The organism is Dongia sp. (genome assembly GCF_041910485.1).
Lineage (GTDB): Bacteria > Pseudomonadota > Alphaproteobacteria > Dongiales > Dongiaceae > Dongia.
Map to the genome: position 1 here is coordinate 98549 of NZ_JAYRQR010000059.1, position 13919 is coordinate 112467.

General features: G+C 63.3%; 16 protein-coding genes and 1 pseudogene. 10 read left to right on the plus strand and 7 right to left on the minus strand.

From position 1 onward, the window contains the following. The first annotated feature begins 108 nt into the window (after nucleotides 1-108). The 8 genes from ACE3PP_RS19525 (at nucleotide 109) to ACE3PP_RS19560 (ending at nucleotide 6599) form a co-directional block, all read left to right on the plus strand. Nucleotides 109-1869, plus strand: a complete 1761-nt coding sequence (locus tag ACE3PP_RS19525) for a SpoIIE family protein phosphatase (protein ID WP_374384958.1) — start codon at nucleotides 109-111, stop codon at nucleotides 1867-1869. A gap of 3 nt (nucleotides 1870-1872) precedes the next feature. Next, a complete protein-coding gene (locus ACE3PP_RS19530) occupies nucleotides 1873-2208 on the plus strand; it encodes an STAS domain-containing protein (protein ID WP_374384959.1) in 336 nt (111 codons plus the stop codon). A 15-nt stretch (nucleotides 2209-2223) separates the two neighbouring features. Then, nucleotides 2224-3033 (plus strand): MlaE family ABC transporter permease, encoded by an 810-nt coding sequence (locus ACE3PP_RS19535; RefSeq protein WP_374384960.1) that lies wholly within the window; start codon nucleotides 2224-2226, stop codon nucleotides 3031-3033. A gap of 4 nt (nucleotides 3034-3037) precedes the next feature. Next, nucleotides 3038-3886 (plus strand): ABC transporter ATP-binding protein, encoded by an 849-nt coding sequence (locus ACE3PP_RS19540; RefSeq protein WP_374384961.1) that lies wholly within the window; start codon nucleotides 3038-3040, stop codon nucleotides 3884-3886. Nucleotides 3887-3907: 21 nt separating this feature from the next. After that, nucleotides 3908-4927, plus strand: coding sequence for an MlaD family protein (locus tag ACE3PP_RS19545; protein WP_374384962.1), 1020 nt, complete (start codon nucleotides 3908-3910; stop codon nucleotides 4925-4927). Further along, nucleotides 4924-5544: an ABC-type transport auxiliary lipoprotein family protein gene (locus ACE3PP_RS19550; RefSeq protein ID WP_374384963.1), complete on the plus strand. Its 621-nt coding sequence runs from the start codon at nucleotides 4924-4926 to the stop codon at nucleotides 5542-5544. Before ACE3PP_RS19545 ends, ACE3PP_RS19550 begins: the two co-directional genes overlap by 4 nt. A gap of 141 nt (nucleotides 5545-5685) precedes the next feature. Then, complete coding sequence (locus tag ACE3PP_RS19555) at nucleotides 5686-6165, plus strand: peptidylprolyl isomerase (RefSeq protein WP_374384964.1); 480 nt, start codon at nucleotides 5686-5688, stop codon at nucleotides 6163-6165. 146 nt (nucleotides 6166-6311) lie between these two features. Further along, nucleotides 6312-6599, plus strand: coding sequence for a hypothetical protein (locus ACE3PP_RS19560; protein ID WP_374384965.1), 288 nt, complete (start codon nucleotides 6312-6314; stop codon nucleotides 6597-6599). A 60-nt stretch (nucleotides 6600-6659) separates the two neighbouring features. On the opposite strand, the gene ACE3PP_RS19565 is transcribed toward ACE3PP_RS19560, so the two are convergent. The 6 genes from ACE3PP_RS19565 to dapF all read right to left on the minus strand — a co-directional run bounded on the left by ACE3PP_RS19565 (nucleotide 6660) and on the right by dapF (nucleotide 12481). Beyond that, nucleotides 6660-7709 carry a hypothetical protein gene (locus ACE3PP_RS19565; protein WP_374384966.1) on the minus strand — a complete coding sequence of 350 codons (1050 nt, stop codon included), beginning with the start codon at nucleotides 7707-7709 and terminating at the stop codon, nucleotides 6660-6662. A 99-nt stretch (nucleotides 7710-7808) separates the two neighbouring features. Further along, nucleotides 7809-8672, minus strand: a complete 864-nt coding sequence (locus ACE3PP_RS19570) for an EamA family transporter (protein WP_374384967.1) — start codon at nucleotides 8670-8672, stop codon at nucleotides 7809-7811. 128 nt (nucleotides 8673-8800) lie between these two features. Further along, complete coding sequence (locus ACE3PP_RS19575) at nucleotides 8801-9268, minus strand: CreA family protein (protein WP_374384968.1); 468 nt, start codon at nucleotides 9266-9268, stop codon at nucleotides 8801-8803. Nucleotides 9269-9365: 97 nt separating this feature from the next. After that, nucleotides 9366-10301, minus strand: coding sequence for a signal recognition particle-docking protein FtsY (ftsY, locus tag ACE3PP_RS19580; protein ID WP_374384969.1), 936 nt, complete (start codon nucleotides 10299-10301; stop codon nucleotides 9366-9368). A gap of 34 nt (nucleotides 10302-10335) precedes the next feature. After that, nucleotides 10336-11643 carry a tRNA (N(6)-L-threonylcarbamoyladenosine(37)-C(2))-methylthiotransferase MtaB gene (gene mtaB, locus ACE3PP_RS19585; protein WP_374384970.1) on the minus strand — a complete coding sequence of 436 codons (1308 nt, stop codon included), beginning with the start codon at nucleotides 11641-11643 and terminating at the stop codon, nucleotides 10336-10338. After that, entirely contained in the window at nucleotides 11636-12481 is an 846-nt protein-coding gene (gene dapF, locus ACE3PP_RS19590) for a diaminopimelate epimerase (RefSeq protein WP_374384971.1), read from the minus strand. Before dapF ends, mtaB begins: the two co-directional genes overlap by 8 nt. 253 nt (nucleotides 12482-12734) lie before the next feature. Here dapF and rpsT point away from each other — a divergent pair, with 253 nt between their 5' ends. Continuing rightward, the gene (gene rpsT, locus ACE3PP_RS19595; RefSeq protein ID WP_374384972.1) at nucleotides 12735-12998 is read left to right on the plus strand and encodes a 30S ribosomal protein S20; all 264 of its coding nucleotides are present in this window, start codon (nucleotides 12735-12737) and stop codon (nucleotides 12996-12998) included. A gap of 212 nt (nucleotides 12999-13210) precedes the next feature. On the opposite strand, the gene ACE3PP_RS19600 is transcribed toward rpsT, so the two are convergent. Beyond that, nucleotides 13211-13528: a hypothetical protein gene (locus ACE3PP_RS19600; protein WP_374384973.1), complete on the minus strand. Its 318-nt coding sequence runs from the start codon at nucleotides 13526-13528 to the stop codon at nucleotides 13211-13213. Nucleotides 13529-13684: 156 nt separating this feature from the next. Here ACE3PP_RS19600 and ACE3PP_RS19605 point away from each other — a divergent pair. After that, nucleotides 13685-13919: pseudogene (locus ACE3PP_RS19605) on the plus strand (rhodanese-like domain-containing protein); the annotation flags it as partial.

Genomic DNA, 13919 nt, shown 5'->3' on the forward strand with positions numbered 1-13919 from the left:
GGCGCTGTTGCTGGCGGCAAAGGGCGCGGGCTAGAGTGCCCGCCACAATAGAAACGAGCATTTTCCAGGCGTAACAATGGCCGATCAGGCAACAGGGATGGACTTGGCGTGAGCGGTCGAGAGACAGATACCGGCGCCCTCGATTTCGCCGCCAGCCTCGCGCGCTCCTTCGCCGCCTCGCTCAATGTCGATGCGACCGTCGGCCAGGCGCTGGGCAGCATCATCGAACTGCTGAAGACCGAGGCGGGATCGCTGTTCCTGCTCGACGATGCCGGGACCACCCTGACCTGCCGGGCCAGTGTCGGGCCGGTGAGGATCGAGGGCCTGCAGGTGCCGATGGGCCAGGGCATCGTCGGTCGCGCCGTCGCCGAGGACCGGCTGGTCGTCGTCGAGAATGCCTATGAGGACAAGAATTTCTTCAAGGCGGCGGACCAGCGCAGCGGCTTCGTGACCCGCTCGATCCTCTGTGCGCCCATGCGCGTCGGCGAAAAGCTGATCGGCGCCGTCCAGGTCCTTAACAAGCTCAATGGCGCGCCCTTCGACGGCGAGCGCGGGCAGGACGCCAACATGCTGCAGGTGATGGCTAATGCCGCGGCACTTGCTATTTCCAACGCGCGCCTCGCGGACCAGCTCCTTGAACAGGAACGCATCAAGCGCGAGCTTGAGCTGGCTTCCGAAATCCAGCGCAGCCTGCTGCCGCCGGAAGATGACGATCTGCCGATCTGCGGGATCAACCGCCCGATCCGCGAAGTATCGGGCGATTTCTACGATTATTTCGAACTGCCCGATGGCACCATCGCCTTCGCGCTCGGCGACGTGTCCGGCAAGGGCATGAATGCGGCGCTGCTGATGGCCAAGACCGCGAGCCTCTTCCGGTGCCTGGGCAAGACGATCCGCGATCCGGCGCGCCTTCTGTCGATCCTCAACCGCGAAATCTGCGAGACGACCAGCCGCGGCATGTTCGTCACCATGGTGGCCGGGCTCTATGAACCGGCGACCGGCCTGCTGCGCTTTGCCAATGCCGGCCACCTGCCGCCGCTGATCAAGTTCCCGGATCATCTTTACGAAACCGTCATGCCTGAGGCGCCGCCGCTCGGCATCCTGCGCGACACGCATTTCGTCGATCACGAACTGACCCTGAACGGCGGCCTCTTCGTCGCCTTCTCGGACGGTCTCACGGAATTCCGCTATGGCGACGAGGAGCTGGGGGTCGAAGGGCTCAACCAGCTGCTCGAATATGCCCATGCCGGGTCCCTGCGCCAGCGCCTCAACATGATCCTGGCGGAACTTGACCAGGGCGGCTGGCAGGCACGGGACGACCTGACTCTGCTCGCCATCGACGATCAGGCCGCCGGCAAGTCCTGGAACCGCGATCATCCCACTGAAATGGCAGTCCCGCCGGAGGGCGACTTCCTGTTCGGCCTCTCTTTCCCGGCCGACCCCAGCCGCCTGAAGCTGATGCGACCGGCCCTGGAGGCCGCCGCCAAGGCCTGCCAATTCGCCGAGGACGAAGTCCAGGACCTGGTCCTGGCTGCCGGCGAGGCCATCGAAAACATCATGGTTCATGCCTATGGCGGCCAGGTGAAGGGCGAAATCACACTGGCGGTGCATCGTCTGCCCGACGGAATCATGCTCCGATTGCGCGATTTTGCACCACGGGTGGATGCCGGTAAGATAGAACCAAGGCCGCTCGACGAGCTAAGACCCGGTGGATTGGGGACGCACTTCATCCGGGCCATCATGGACGATGCCAGCTTCATCCCCCTGCCGGACGGGGAGGGGAACCTGTTGGAACTTGTCAAACGGCGCCGCCCCGCAGAAGGCGATCCAACGGATCGCAATAGGGCGGACAGCAAGGGTGGGAATTAGGGGATGACCGTAGCCAGCGTCAAAGAAGAACAGGGCAAGATCGTCGTCGCATTGGAAGGCGATATCGATTTGGAGAATGCCGGTGACGTCCGGAAGGCACTCCTTGCCAGCTTGAAGCAGAAGAAGGATCTGCTGGTCGACATGTCCGGGGTCGATTACATCGACTCATCCGGCATCGCCAGTCTGGTCGAGGGCCTGCAAGTGGCGAGGAAACAGAAGAACGAATTGTCGCTGGTCGCGGTGAGCCCCCGGGCCCGGCGCGTCCTGGAACTCGCCCGCCTCGACAAGGTCTTCACCATCCATGCCGACGTCGCCGCGGCGCTGGCCGCGCAGTCCTGACGGCGACGCCCCGCGATGGCCAACCTCGCCAAGATACCCGGCAAGTTCTTCGAGGGCCTCGGCCGCCGCACGGTGGCCGGGCTCGACGAGATGGGCTATGCCGCCGCCATCTTTTTCGAGGCGATCTATTGGACGCTGACCGGCTGGCGCTATCGGCAGCCCGTGCGGTTCAGCGCCACCTTCGGTGCGATGATGCAGTTCGGCGTCACCGCCCTCCCGATCGCCACCCTGCTCGCCGCCACCATCGGCCTGATGCTGGCCATCCAGAGCCTTTACAGCCTCGGCCTGTTCGGCGCCGAGCAATATGCCTATATCGGCATCGCCCTGTCCGTGGTGCGCGAGTTCAGCCCGATGATCATGGGCATCCTCATCGCCGGCCGGTCCGGTTCCGCGATCGCCGCGCGCCTTGCCACCATGAGCATCAACCAGGAAGTCGATGCCCTGCAGGTGATGGGCATCAACCCGGTCCGCTTCCTCGTCTCGCCCGTGCTGCTGGCTCTTGTTCTCATGATGCCGTGCCTGGCCATGTGGGCCAATCTGGTCTCGATCCTGGCGGCAGGCCTCTATGTCTCGGCCCAGCTGCACCAATCTTTCGGCGCCTATCTCAACGACACGATCGACGTGCTGAAGACCGGCGACGTCTGGCACGGGCTCGGCAAGGCGACGCTGTTCGGAATCATCATCGCCCTGGTCGGCGTGGTGAACGGGTCGATGGTGCAAGGCGGCGCCGAGGGTGTGGGCAAAGTGACGACACGGTCGGTCGTCATCTCCATTACCCTCATCGTCGTCGCCGACATGATTTTCGCCTACATGACGACGCAGTAACGCCATGTCGAGCAGCATTTCCGCAACCGATACCGTCAACCGCCCCAGCGCCGAGGAATTGGCCGCGCGCAAGAAGGTGATCGAGGTCGACCGCCTCGACTGGTCGTTCGGCTCGCGCCAGGTCCTGTTCGACATCAATCTCGACGTGCGCGAAGGCGAGATCATGGTGATCATGGGTGGGTCGGGCTCCGGCAAGACCACCTTGCTGCGCCATCTCGTCGGCCTGATGCCGCCGCTCCCCGGCAAGATCAAGCTGCTGGGCAAGGATATGGGCGCGCTTTCGCGCATGCAGCTTCTCGATTTGAAGCGCCGCATCGGCGTCGCCTTTCAGTTCGGCGCGCTCTTCTCATCGATGTCGGTGGCCGAGAACGTGAAACTGCCCTTGCGGGAACTGACCGACCTGGAAGAGCGCACGATGGACATCATGGCCAACATGAAGCTGGAGGTCTGCAACCTCTCCGGCTTCGGCCATCTGATGCCGTCCGACCTTTCCGGCGGCATGATGAAGCGCGCCTCGATCGCGCGGGCCATCGTCATGGACCCCAAGCTCATCTTCCTCGACGAGCCTTCCTCGGGCCTTGACCCGGTGGTCTCCTCGGCGCTCGACGACCTCATTCTGAAGCTGCGCGACGCGATGGACATCTCGGTCGTGGTGGTGAGCCACGATGTCGAGAGCGCCTATAAGATCGCCGACCGCATCACCATTCTCGACAAGGGCCATATCCTGGCCTGTGATCGCGTCGACGCGGTCCGCAATTCGACCAACGAGCGCGTGCAGAACCTGCTGCATCGCCGCTCCGAAGAGGTCGAAATCGATCCAACCGAATATCTGCGCCGGCTGGCTGGCGACTAACTGGCGGGGGATAACAAGACGATGCGCAATCATTTCCTCAATTACACGGCCGTCGGCATCTTTGTCGCCGCCATGATCGTGGCCCTGGTGGTGATGCTGTCCTTGCTCGCCGGCCGCACAGGTCCGACCGACGGATATTCGATCGTCCTCGACGACGTGACCGACGTGAAGTACGGCACCGTCGTGCGCTTCGCCGGTTTCCCGATCGGCCAGGTCGAGGGGATCAACCCGGAATACACAGCCGGCAAATACCGCTTCCGCCTGCAGATCGCGGTCAAGGAAGGCTGGAAATTTCCGAGCGATTCCATCGCCCGCATTGCCGCATCGAGCTTCCTGGCCGGCAAGACCATCGAGATCAACGGCGGGCAGTCGCAAGAAACGATTGCGCCGGGCGGCGAGATTGCCGGCGGCACCGCGGCCGACATGTTCTCCCTGATGGCGCAGGTGGCGGGCGAAATCGGCGATCTCTCCAAATCGTCGCTGAAGCCCCTCGTCGCCCGCATCGGCGAGATCATCGATCGCATCGGCAACACGACCGAAACGAATTTGCAGCAGCTGATGGGATCGCTGAATTCGATCGCGACCGAAGTGAATTCGAAGACGCCGACGATCATGAGCAATGTCGAAAGCTTCTCGAGCCAGATCAATGTCGAGATGGGCAAGGTCGACCGGATCCTGTCGGACAAGAATATCGGCGCCATCGACAAGTCGCTGTCCAACATCGAGAAGGCGACGGCCAATGCCGAAGTGGCGAGCCAGGATCTGAAATCGCTGGGTGGCCGCATCACCCAGGTCGCCGATGAAATCAAGGCCCTGGTTGCGGACAACCGCAAGGGCGTCGACAAATCCGTGGCCGATCTCGAATACATCCTGCGTGCGGTGGCGCAGAACATCGATTCGATCACCCACAATCTTGACGGCACGACACGCAACATGAACGAGTTCAGCCGCCTGATCCGGCAAAATCCGGGCCTGCTGCTTTCCGGCAGCAATCCGGAGACCGACAAAGGGCTGAAGCAGAATAGCGGAGAGGAAGAATGAGCCTGTTCCACCTGGCCCGCCGCGCGGCCCTTGTCGGCGCGCTGACCGCCGCTTCCCTGGGCCTTGCCGCCTGCTTCGGTGCGGCGCCACCGGTGCCCAAGGAGCAATATTTCCGCCTGATCGCTTCGAGCGAGCCCGCAACGATTGCGACCCCGATCGCCGGCGTCGTCGAGATACCGCCGCTGCAAGCCGAAGGTGTCATGGGCGAACGGCCCTTGCTCTTCACCAAGGATAACGGGCTGAAGCTCGAACAGCGCAATTACGCCTATTGGACCGACCCGCCGCCGGCAATGCTGCGCGACCAGCTCATCGCCTATCTGCGTGCGGCGGGGCTTGCCTCCAACGTGGTCCCCAGCGAACTCCGCGTTGACGCGCAGTACCGCGTCGAGGGCCGCATCAAGCGCCTTGAGCAATTGTCGGGCAGCAAGAACAGTGCCGTGATCGCGCTCGACCTCGCTCTCATCGACAAGGCGACCGACGCCATCGTCGCCTCCGGCAGTTATGAGGTGACGAAGGTGGCGAGCGGCGCCGATATCGACGATGCGGTGCACGCGCTGAACGAGGGCCTCAACCAGATCTTCGCCGAGTTCGCGGCGGATCTCGCGAAAAAGGGCTGAGCGGCTCCTGATCTTCCCACCGCTTATGTTCCCATAGGACGCGCGACCAGTTGCAGTCGCTGCGGGTTCGGCCTAGATAGGCCGGATCACCAACTCTTTCGCCCTTCAAAGAGGGGCGGTTCGACCTGAAAGGATAGACTCATGTCGCGTGGCGACCTCAAAGTGCATGACCTTCCGGCTGACAAGATCAAAAGCCTCAAAGCCTGCACCATCTCCACTTCAAAGGGCGACATGAAGCTGGAAATGTTCCCCGAGGACGCCCCCAACACGGTTGCCAACTTCTATGTCCTCGCCAAGGACGGCTTCTATGACGGGCTCAACTTCCACCGCGTGATCCCCGGTTTCGTGGCCCAGGGCGGCTGCCCCACCGGCACCGGCACCGGCGGCCCCGGCTGGCGCATCGCCTGCGAAACCAAGGGCAATCCGCACAAGCACCTCGAAGGCGCACTTTCCATGGCCCATGCCGGCCGCGATACCGGCGGCTCACAATTTTTTCTGGTTCTCGACCCGCAGCCGCATCTCGACGGCGGCCATACGGTGTTCGGCCAGATCGTCGAAGGGCTCGACGTCCTACAATCCCTTGAGGTCGGCGACGAGATCAAACACATCAGCTTTGAATAATCACATATACCTAAAAGGCCGGACTTAGTAAGTCCGGCCAAAGGGTTAGTGGAATCTCCGAAACCTGTTGTTAAGAAATCACGCCTAAACTGCCCATTATCGGTATCCGGCAAGGGGCCGGGTCCGTTGCAACTCAGGGGCGCAAAATGGGGCGTGCAATTCTCAACTGGCTGCCGTGGCACCGCGACGACAATGTCCTCCATGAAGAGGAAGTCGGGCAGCTGGATGTCGGCTCGGTGCTGATCGAAATTTCCGACAAACTGCCGGCGCACATGTATCCGCACTGGCGTATCGAAAAGCGCTTCAAGGGCCCTGGCGACCAGACGCACGTCAGTCTGCGCAATGTCAGCGACCCTTACGCGCACAAGCTGCTGGCCGTGTCCTCGCTGGTCTCCGCGCGCCGCTTCCAGCTGATGCAGGAACACGCGCACTGATCGCTTCTCCCGGCGCTGGGCTGGTGCCGGGCGAAGCGCATCCTCACGAACAGGATCCGATCACTGCGTGAACAATTGCGAGCCCGGCGTCGATGGGGCCGTCGAGCTCGGCAAGGGCGCGCTTGATTTCGTCGTATTGGTTGGTTGTGTCGCGGCAGGTTGCTGAACGGCCGGTTCGCTCGGCGCGGGTGCCGCCGCATCCTCGCTGGTGAGGCTCTTCAGCAGCGTCGAAAAATTCTCGTCCGAACTTTCCGCCGCCGGCTTGGGCTTCGTCGTCGCCTTGGTCGTCTCCGCCGCCTTCTTTTTCTTCTTCTCCGTGGTGGCAGCTGCCGGCGCAGCCGTTTTCGGCTTTTCCACCGTCTTTTCTGTCGCGGCCTTCTGAGTGGCCGCTTTCTCTGTCGTCGCCTTCTCCGTTGCGGCGGGCGCGCTGGTTTCAGCCGGCGCGGCAACCGCTGGTGCGGGCGGCGCTGGTGGCGTTGCAGCTTTCTCCTCGACAACTGGCGCTGCAGTCGTTGTTGCAGCCGGTGCCGTTGTGGGCGCCTGCGTCGGGGTCGCCGTTGCCGGCGCTGCCGTCGTCGCTGGTGGCGTCGTAGGGCTGGTGGTAGTGGCGTTCGCCGCTGTCACATCGGCCGGGTTTGTTGTCGAGCTGGTGGTGGGCATCGGGCTCGGTACGACCGAGGCTTCCTCTGACCCGCGCTGTGACCACAGGAAAATGCCGCCGATGACCGCAGCGCCGATCAAGGCGATGATCACCATGCCGAAACGCCCCTGCCCGCGCGCCTCGCCACCGGTCGCATAGACCCGGTCCGCCGGATCGACCGAAAGGGTCGGGCCCATCTCAGTCGATCCGTGCCGCTCGGGTCGCCGAAACGGTGGATCGTCGGTCATCCTGTGCGAATTCAGACCGGGCTCGGCACCCAGGCCCATATGGTGCCGCGTGTCCTCGGCCTGGTAATGCTTGTCGCGGATGGTCTTTCCCAGATCCGCACCCGGCAGATCCTTGGCCGAAGCCGACATGTCGTTCTGTCCCAACTCGTCTCGATTTGGCCCCAGCGGGGGCGGGGCCAGCTTCGCCCCGTCCGTGCCGCCGGTCCACAAAAAACTCTTCACGAACGTGTCATATGTGCGTTTTGCAGGCGGCGGCAAGGCCGCCGGCCTACTGCCGACATCCTTTCGGACCGTGCATCCGGTGTCGGAGAGCTTTCCCGCCTAGTGCAGCAGCACGGCGCCGAGGGCCACCAGGCTCACCGAAGCATAGCGGCGCTTGCGGAACCGCTCCTTGAGGAGGAAGGCGCTCATGAGGGCTGCGAAGATGACCGAGGTCTCGCGCAGGGCGCTGACCTGGGCGAAGGCACCGCTCTTCATGGCGAAGATCGAAATGCCGTAGGCGCCGGCGGAGAGGCAGCCGCCGGCAAGGCCCAGCTTCCACGCCCCCGACCAATAGGAAAGTGCCTGCACGACGCCCCGCCGCCACACGCAGAACAGCACCAGCATCGGCGCGTCGAGCAGGAACAGCCAGGCAATGTAACCGAACTGCTGCGCCTCAGTGGGGCCGGCGGTACGAACACCGAGGCCGTCGCACAGCATATAGCCCATGATGCAGATGCCGGTGAGCAGCCCGAAGACGACCGGTTCCCATTTGTGGCCGCCGGTCAGCGGCTTTTCGACGGAGAGCGAGAGAATGCCGGTCGAGATCGCGGCGACACCCGCCATCTGCCAGCCGGCCAGGACCTCATAAGGCGGCAGCAGCCAGGCCGAGACGGCGACCAGCAGCGGCGCCGAGCCGCGCGCGATGGGATAGACCTGGCTGAGTTCGCCATGCCGGTAAGCCAGCACCAGAAAGAGATAATAGCCCAGATGCGTCACCAGCGAACCGAACAGATAGACCCAGCTCGCGGGATCGGGAATGTCGGTGAAGAAGACGAACGGCACCGCCACCAGCCCGGCAAGGCCCATGGTGAGGCCCATATTGAGCAGCGTGTCGTTGCCGATCTTGACCATCACGTTCCAGCTGGCGTGCATCACGGCCGCGAGCAGGACGAGCAAAGTCATGGAGAGGGAAAGCGTATGCATGATGACGCGACCATGACACAGGTCGGCGAAGGCGCCCAATCGCTTGTTTCAATGGCACCATAGATGAAACCGCATAGGTCGGACCCGTTTGATAGGCTGACCTGATGAATTGCGGCAACATTGCGGCGTCAGTTGAGCGGTACCACCGAGATCGAATTATAGGGCGAGCCGTCGATGAGCTTGGTCGACCAGACCAGGTAGACGAGCACGTTCTTCTGCTGGTCGAAGAAGCGGCTGATGCGCAGCTCCTTGAACATGATCGACGCGTCCTCGGAAAAGACCACTTCGCCTTTCTTGTCGGTCGGGATCTTGCCCTTGATGGTCACCGGGCCGACGGCGCGGCACGCAATTGAAAACCGGCTGGGATCTTCGGCCAACCCCATGGCCCCGCTCCAGCCGCCGGTCTCGGCCCGGGACAGATAGCAGGAGACATTCTCCACCTTGGGATCGTCGTAACGCTCGACCACCACCTTGTCGTTGGGACTCATCAGACGGAAGGTGGTCGACACCTCGCCGATCCGCTCCTGCGCCACAGCCGGCGTGCCGGTCAGCAACACCGACAGCAGCGATGCCGCAACAAGTCCAAAACGATTCATGTCGCGATCTTCCTTTCGTTTGCAGCGAGGGCTCCGGCCCTAAATGTCAGCCCCAGATGTCATGGGCCCATCCCCTGCGTCTTTGGAGACGCTGCCGCTACGCGACATCCATCAGCGAGCGGGCGAATTCCTGGGCGGCGAAGGGCTTGAGATCATCCTGGCCCTCGCCAACGCCAATCGCCACCACGGGCAGGCCGAAACGCTCGGCCAGTGCCACCAGCACACCGCCCTTCGCCGACCCGTCGAGCTTGGTGATGACGAGGCCGGTCACCTGGCAGATCTGCTTGAAAATATCGACCTGGCTGTGCGCGTTCTGCCCGACGGTCGCATCGAGGACCAGCAGGCAATCGTGCGGTGCCGCGGCGTCGACCTTCTTGATGACGCGGACGATCTTGGCCAATTCCTCCATGAGGCCCGCTTTGTTCTGGAGGCGCCCGGCCGTGTCGATGAGAAGGAGATCGATCCCTTCCGCCTTCGCCTGGGTCAGTGCGTCGAAGGCGAGCCCTGCCGGATCGGCGCCTTCGCCGCGCGCGATGACGGGGACGTTCGATCGTTCGCCCCAGATCTTCAGCTGTTCGACCGCCGCCGCGCGGAACGTGTCGCCCGCCGCCAGCATGACCTTCTTGCCCTGGCCCTGATAAAGCCGCGCGAGCTTGCCGATGGTCGTCGTCTTGCCCGACCCGTTGACCCCCACCACCAGCACGACATGCGGCTTTTCGGCGATCACCAGAGGCTTCGCCACCGGATCAAGCAACTTGGCGATCTCGTCGGCAAAAAGGCTGCGGACCTCTTCTGAGGTCACTTCCTTGTCGTAACGGTCCTTGGCGAGGGCGGCGGTGAGCTTTTCCGCCGTTGCCGGGCCGAGGTCGGCAGCGATGAGCGCCTCTTCCAGTTCATCGAGCAGCGCGCGGTCGAGCTTCCGCTTGGTGAAGATGCCGGTGATGCTGGTGGTGAGCTTGCTCGAGGAGCGGCTGAGACCGTCCTTCAGGCGCTGGAACCAGCCCCGCTTTTCGTTGCCGTTGGTATCGCTCATGGGATCTCTTGAAGAATGATGGGGCGGCGCTGGATCAGGCAGCGGTGGCGATGAGATGCTCGTCCGTCGCCGCTTCGATGCGGGTTTCGATGATGCTGCCGGGTGCGGCATGCCCCTGCAGCGTCACCGGCGCGAAATGATCCGAATGACCGAAGGCGCGCTCGCCTTCCGACTTCTCGACCAAAATGCGCGCCGGGCTACCCAGCAGCCGCGCGAAATAGGCGCGCTGGCGCTCGAGACCCCGCGCGCGCAGGATCTGCGCCCGCTCCTTGCGGATATTGCCGGGCACCTGCGGCATCTTCGCCGCGGGCGTCCCTTTCCGCGCCGAATAGGGAAAGACGTGCAGGAAGGTGAGATCGCATTCATCGACGAGGCGCAGCGAGTTCTCGAACATCGCGTCCGTCTCGGTCGGGAAGCCGGCGATGAGATCGGCGCCGAAGACCAGATCCGGCCGGCGCGCGCGCATCTCGGCCACAAAGCGGATCGCATCGTCGCGGCTGTGGCGGCGCTTCATGCGCTTCAGGATCATGTCGTCGCCGGCTTGCAGCGATAAATGAAGATGCGGCATCAGGCGCGCATCCGTGGCGATGATGTCCTTCAGTTCCTCATCGACCTCGACCACATCGAGCGAGGAAAGACGCAGGCGCGGCAGGTCCGGCACCAGATTGAGGATACGCCTGACCAGCGCGCCCAACTGCGGCTTGCCGGGGAGGTCGCCGCCGAACGAGGTGATATCGACCCCGGTCAGCACCACTTCGCGGACATTGTTGGCGACCAGCGTGCGGATCTGCTCAACAATGGCCCCCACCGGCACCGAGCGGCTGTTGCCGCGCCCGAAGGGGATGATGCAGAAGGTGCAGCGATGATCGCAGCCCTGCTGGATCTCGACAAAGGCGCGGGCGCGTTCGGCAAAACCGGAAATGAGATGCGGCGCCGTCTCCGTCACCGACATGATGTCGGACACCTGCACGCTGGGCTCGCGCGACAAAGAAAGGGCGGCGAAGCTTTCGGCCTTCAGCTTTTCCTCATTGCCGAGAACCGCATCGACCTCCGCCATCTCGGCGAACTTTTCCGGCGCGATCTGTGCAGCACAACCGGTGACGATGATGCGGGCACTGGGATTCTCGCGCCGCGCCTTGCGGATCGCCTGGCGCGCCTGGCGCTCGGCTTCCGACGTGACGGCGCAGGTGTTGAAGATGATGGCATCGCCAAGCCCGGCCGCACTGGCATGGCCGCGGATCACTTCGCTCTCAAAGGCATTCAAGCGGCAGCCGAAGGTGACGAGCTGCGGTTGGCCGGGAACAGCCACCTCCGCGACCGGTGCCACCGTCTCTTCAGACATGATCGCTGCTCAACTGGTCGAGGTCGATCTTCCCCTCATAAGCGAGGGTCCAGGGACCGGTCATGCGGACATGGCCGTTTTCCAGCCATTCGATGGTGAGCGTTCCGCCATCGACGATAACCTCGCCCTTGCGCGAGGTCAGGCCGCGCCGTGCTGCCGCAACCAATGTGGCGCAGGCGCCCGAGCCGCAGGCCAGCGTGATCCCGGCGCCACGTTCCCAGACGCGCATGCGGATGCGGTCGGGACCGATCACTTGCGCGAATTCGATGTTGGCGCGATTGGGGAAGAAGGAATGGTTCTCAAGCTTCGGCCCGATGACGGGCAGATCGATCGCCGCCACATCATCGACGAAAAAGACGGCATGGGACGAGCCCACATTGACGCCGACCGGGTCCGACACCGGGCCCAGCGCCACCGGCATATGGAGTGTGTCGCAGGCGGCGGCAACCGGGATCGCCTGCCAATCGAGATTGGCCGGACCCATATCGACCGCGACCGTGCCGTCGCCAAGGTCCTCGGCCGGCAGGAGGCCGGAAACGGTCTCGATCACCACCTGCGGGCGGCCCTTTTCGCCCATGATGCGCGCGGCGATGCAGCGCGTGGCATTGCCGCAGGCGCGCGCCTCGGACCCGTCGGCATTATGGAGGCGCATGAAGACGTCGGCTCCCGGCGAAACCGGGTCCTCCAGCGTCACCATCTGGTCGAAGCCCACGCCCCGGTGGCGGTCGGCCAGACGCTGGCGCTGCCGGACGCTGAGGTCGAGTTTCTTCCCGCGCGCATCCAGCACGACAAAATCATTGCCGAGGCCATGCATCTTCAGGAAAGGAACCACGCTCATTGTCAAAAAACCGCCTTCAGGGGCAAAATCAGCCGGATATGGGGTGGTTATGCCGCCCGACCGGCCTCAAGTCCAATGATTTCAGGGAGATCACGGCCTGCGCGGCACGCAGGTCCAGTTTTGCTATTTAGCTCTAACTACCTGAAAAACAAGGGCAACGCGACAAGCCTTCGGAGCGGTTGACGCCAACCCTGCCCCTCTGTATAACCCGCCGCCAATAGAAATTCCGACCTTTCACAGCAGGTATTGCTCCATGGCCCATCATAAGTCCGCGGAAAAGCGCATTCGCCAGACCGTCGTTCGCACGGCGCGCAACCGCGCCAACACCAGCCGCCTGAAGACGGCGGTGAAGAATGCCGAAGAGGCGATCGCCAGCGGCAACAAGGCCGCCGCCGAAGCCGCCCTCAAGGCCGCTCAGCCGGAACTCGCCCGTGGCGTGGTCACCGGCGTGCTTCACAAGAATACCGCAGCGCGCAAAATGTCGCGTCTGACCAAGCGCGCCCGCGCGCTCGCCTAAGGGCGCAAGCAGCGTCGCAAATGCCGCCCGCAAGGGTTTGGCAGGGCACGAATTGAACCGCGGTCTTCGCAAGAAGGCCGCGGTTCCGTTTTGTGGGTCGGCAATCCTTGCGCCACTATCCGTTGTAGGCAAATTTTATCCGGAACAACGCTGTTCTGTGTCGATTCGGCCACAGGATCTGACCCTCGACTCGAATCTCGGACGTTCCTGATTCATGCTTGTTGCGAGTCCGGAAGCGCGCGCGTAGAGTTCGTTTCGGCCGCGGACAGGGCGTCGGCCGGGGCCCCGCCAAGGGGTTCGAACTCGGGAAAATTCGATATAAAAAACAAAGACCTATGATGCGTGACGACACGTTTCATCAGAGCCCCGGTATTGGCTTTCAGAGCACTTTCGCAGCGCGCTTGAAAGCGGTCCGGAATGGCGCCCTTTTGCCCCGCACAGGGGCTTGGGCCAATGGCGTTTTCCCCTCTCTTCACCTGTGGCAACCAAGTCACGGTTACATTGCGCGCCTGCACGGCATTCTCGCGCATTGGTTGCAGCCCACGGCCCCCAATCCCAACGGGTTCGGCGGCCGGGCTTAAGTTTATCTTTAAGACCGCCGCCGATCCGGGCACCGCGCGCTCGACACTGGGTGCGACTGTTCCCGTATGGCGGCGATTGTGTGTTTTGAGTGGGGTACGCGAAAGATGAGCAAAATGGGAACCTATGCCGGCGATGTCACGCCCCAGGAAGCCTGGGACGCCCTCAGCAAGGATCCCCGGGCCTGCCTCGTCGACGTGCGCACCCAGCCGGAATGGAGCTTTGTGGGCGTGCCGCAGCTGGCGCCCCTCGGCAAGAAGGCCCATCTGGTCTCCTGGCAGGTCTATCCGGCGATGGGCGTCGATCCCGACTTTGCCGCCAAGGTGAAGGCCGAGATCAGCG

Coding starts and splice junctions, on each gene's coding strand:
- ACE3PP_RS19600 (WP_374384973.1), bottom strand. CDS start 13,528: ATGCGCGAGAATGCCGTGCAGGCGCGCAATGTAACCGTGACTTGGTTG.
- ACE3PP_RS19560 (WP_374384965.1), top strand. CDS start 6,312: ATGGGGCGTGCAATTCTCAACTGGCTGCCGTGGCACCGCGACGACAAT.
- ACE3PP_RS19540 (WP_374384961.1), top strand. CDS start 3,038: ATGTCGAGCAGCATTTCCGCAACCGATACCGTCAACCGCCCCAGCGCC.
- ACE3PP_RS19575 (WP_374384968.1), bottom strand. CDS start 9,268: ATGAATCGTTTTGGACTTGTTGCGGCATCGCTGCTGTCGGTGTTGCTG.
- rpsT (WP_374384972.1), top strand. CDS start 12,735: ATGGCCCATCATAAGTCCGCGGAAAAGCGCATTCGCCAGACCGTCGTT.
- ACE3PP_RS19555 (WP_374384964.1), top strand. CDS start 5,686: ATGTCGCGTGGCGACCTCAAAGTGCATGACCTTCCGGCTGACAAGATC.
- ACE3PP_RS19535 (WP_374384960.1), top strand. CDS start 2,224: ATGGCCAACCTCGCCAAGATACCCGGCAAGTTCTTCGAGGGCCTCGGC.
- ftsY (WP_374384969.1), bottom strand. CDS start 10,301: ATGAGCGATACCAACGGCAACGAAAAGCGGGGCTGGTTCCAGCGCCTG.
- dapF (WP_374384971.1), bottom strand. CDS start 12,481: ATGAGCGTGGTTCCTTTCCTGAAGATGCATGGCCTCGGCAATGATTTT.
- ACE3PP_RS19570 (WP_374384967.1), bottom strand. CDS start 8,672: ATGCATACGCTTTCCCTCTCCATGACTTTGCTCGTCCTGCTCGCGGCC.
- ACE3PP_RS19530 (WP_374384959.1), top strand. CDS start 1,873: ATGACCGTAGCCAGCGTCAAAGAAGAACAGGGCAAGATCGTCGTCGCA.
- ACE3PP_RS19545 (WP_374384962.1), top strand. CDS start 3,908: ATGCGCAATCATTTCCTCAATTACACGGCCGTCGGCATCTTTGTCGCC.
- ACE3PP_RS19550 (WP_374384963.1), top strand. CDS start 4,924: ATGAGCCTGTTCCACCTGGCCCGCCGCGCGGCCCTTGTCGGCGCGCTG.
- mtaB (WP_374384970.1), bottom strand. CDS start 11,643: ATGTCTGAAGAGACGGTGGCACCGGTCGCGGAGGTGGCTGTTCCCGGC.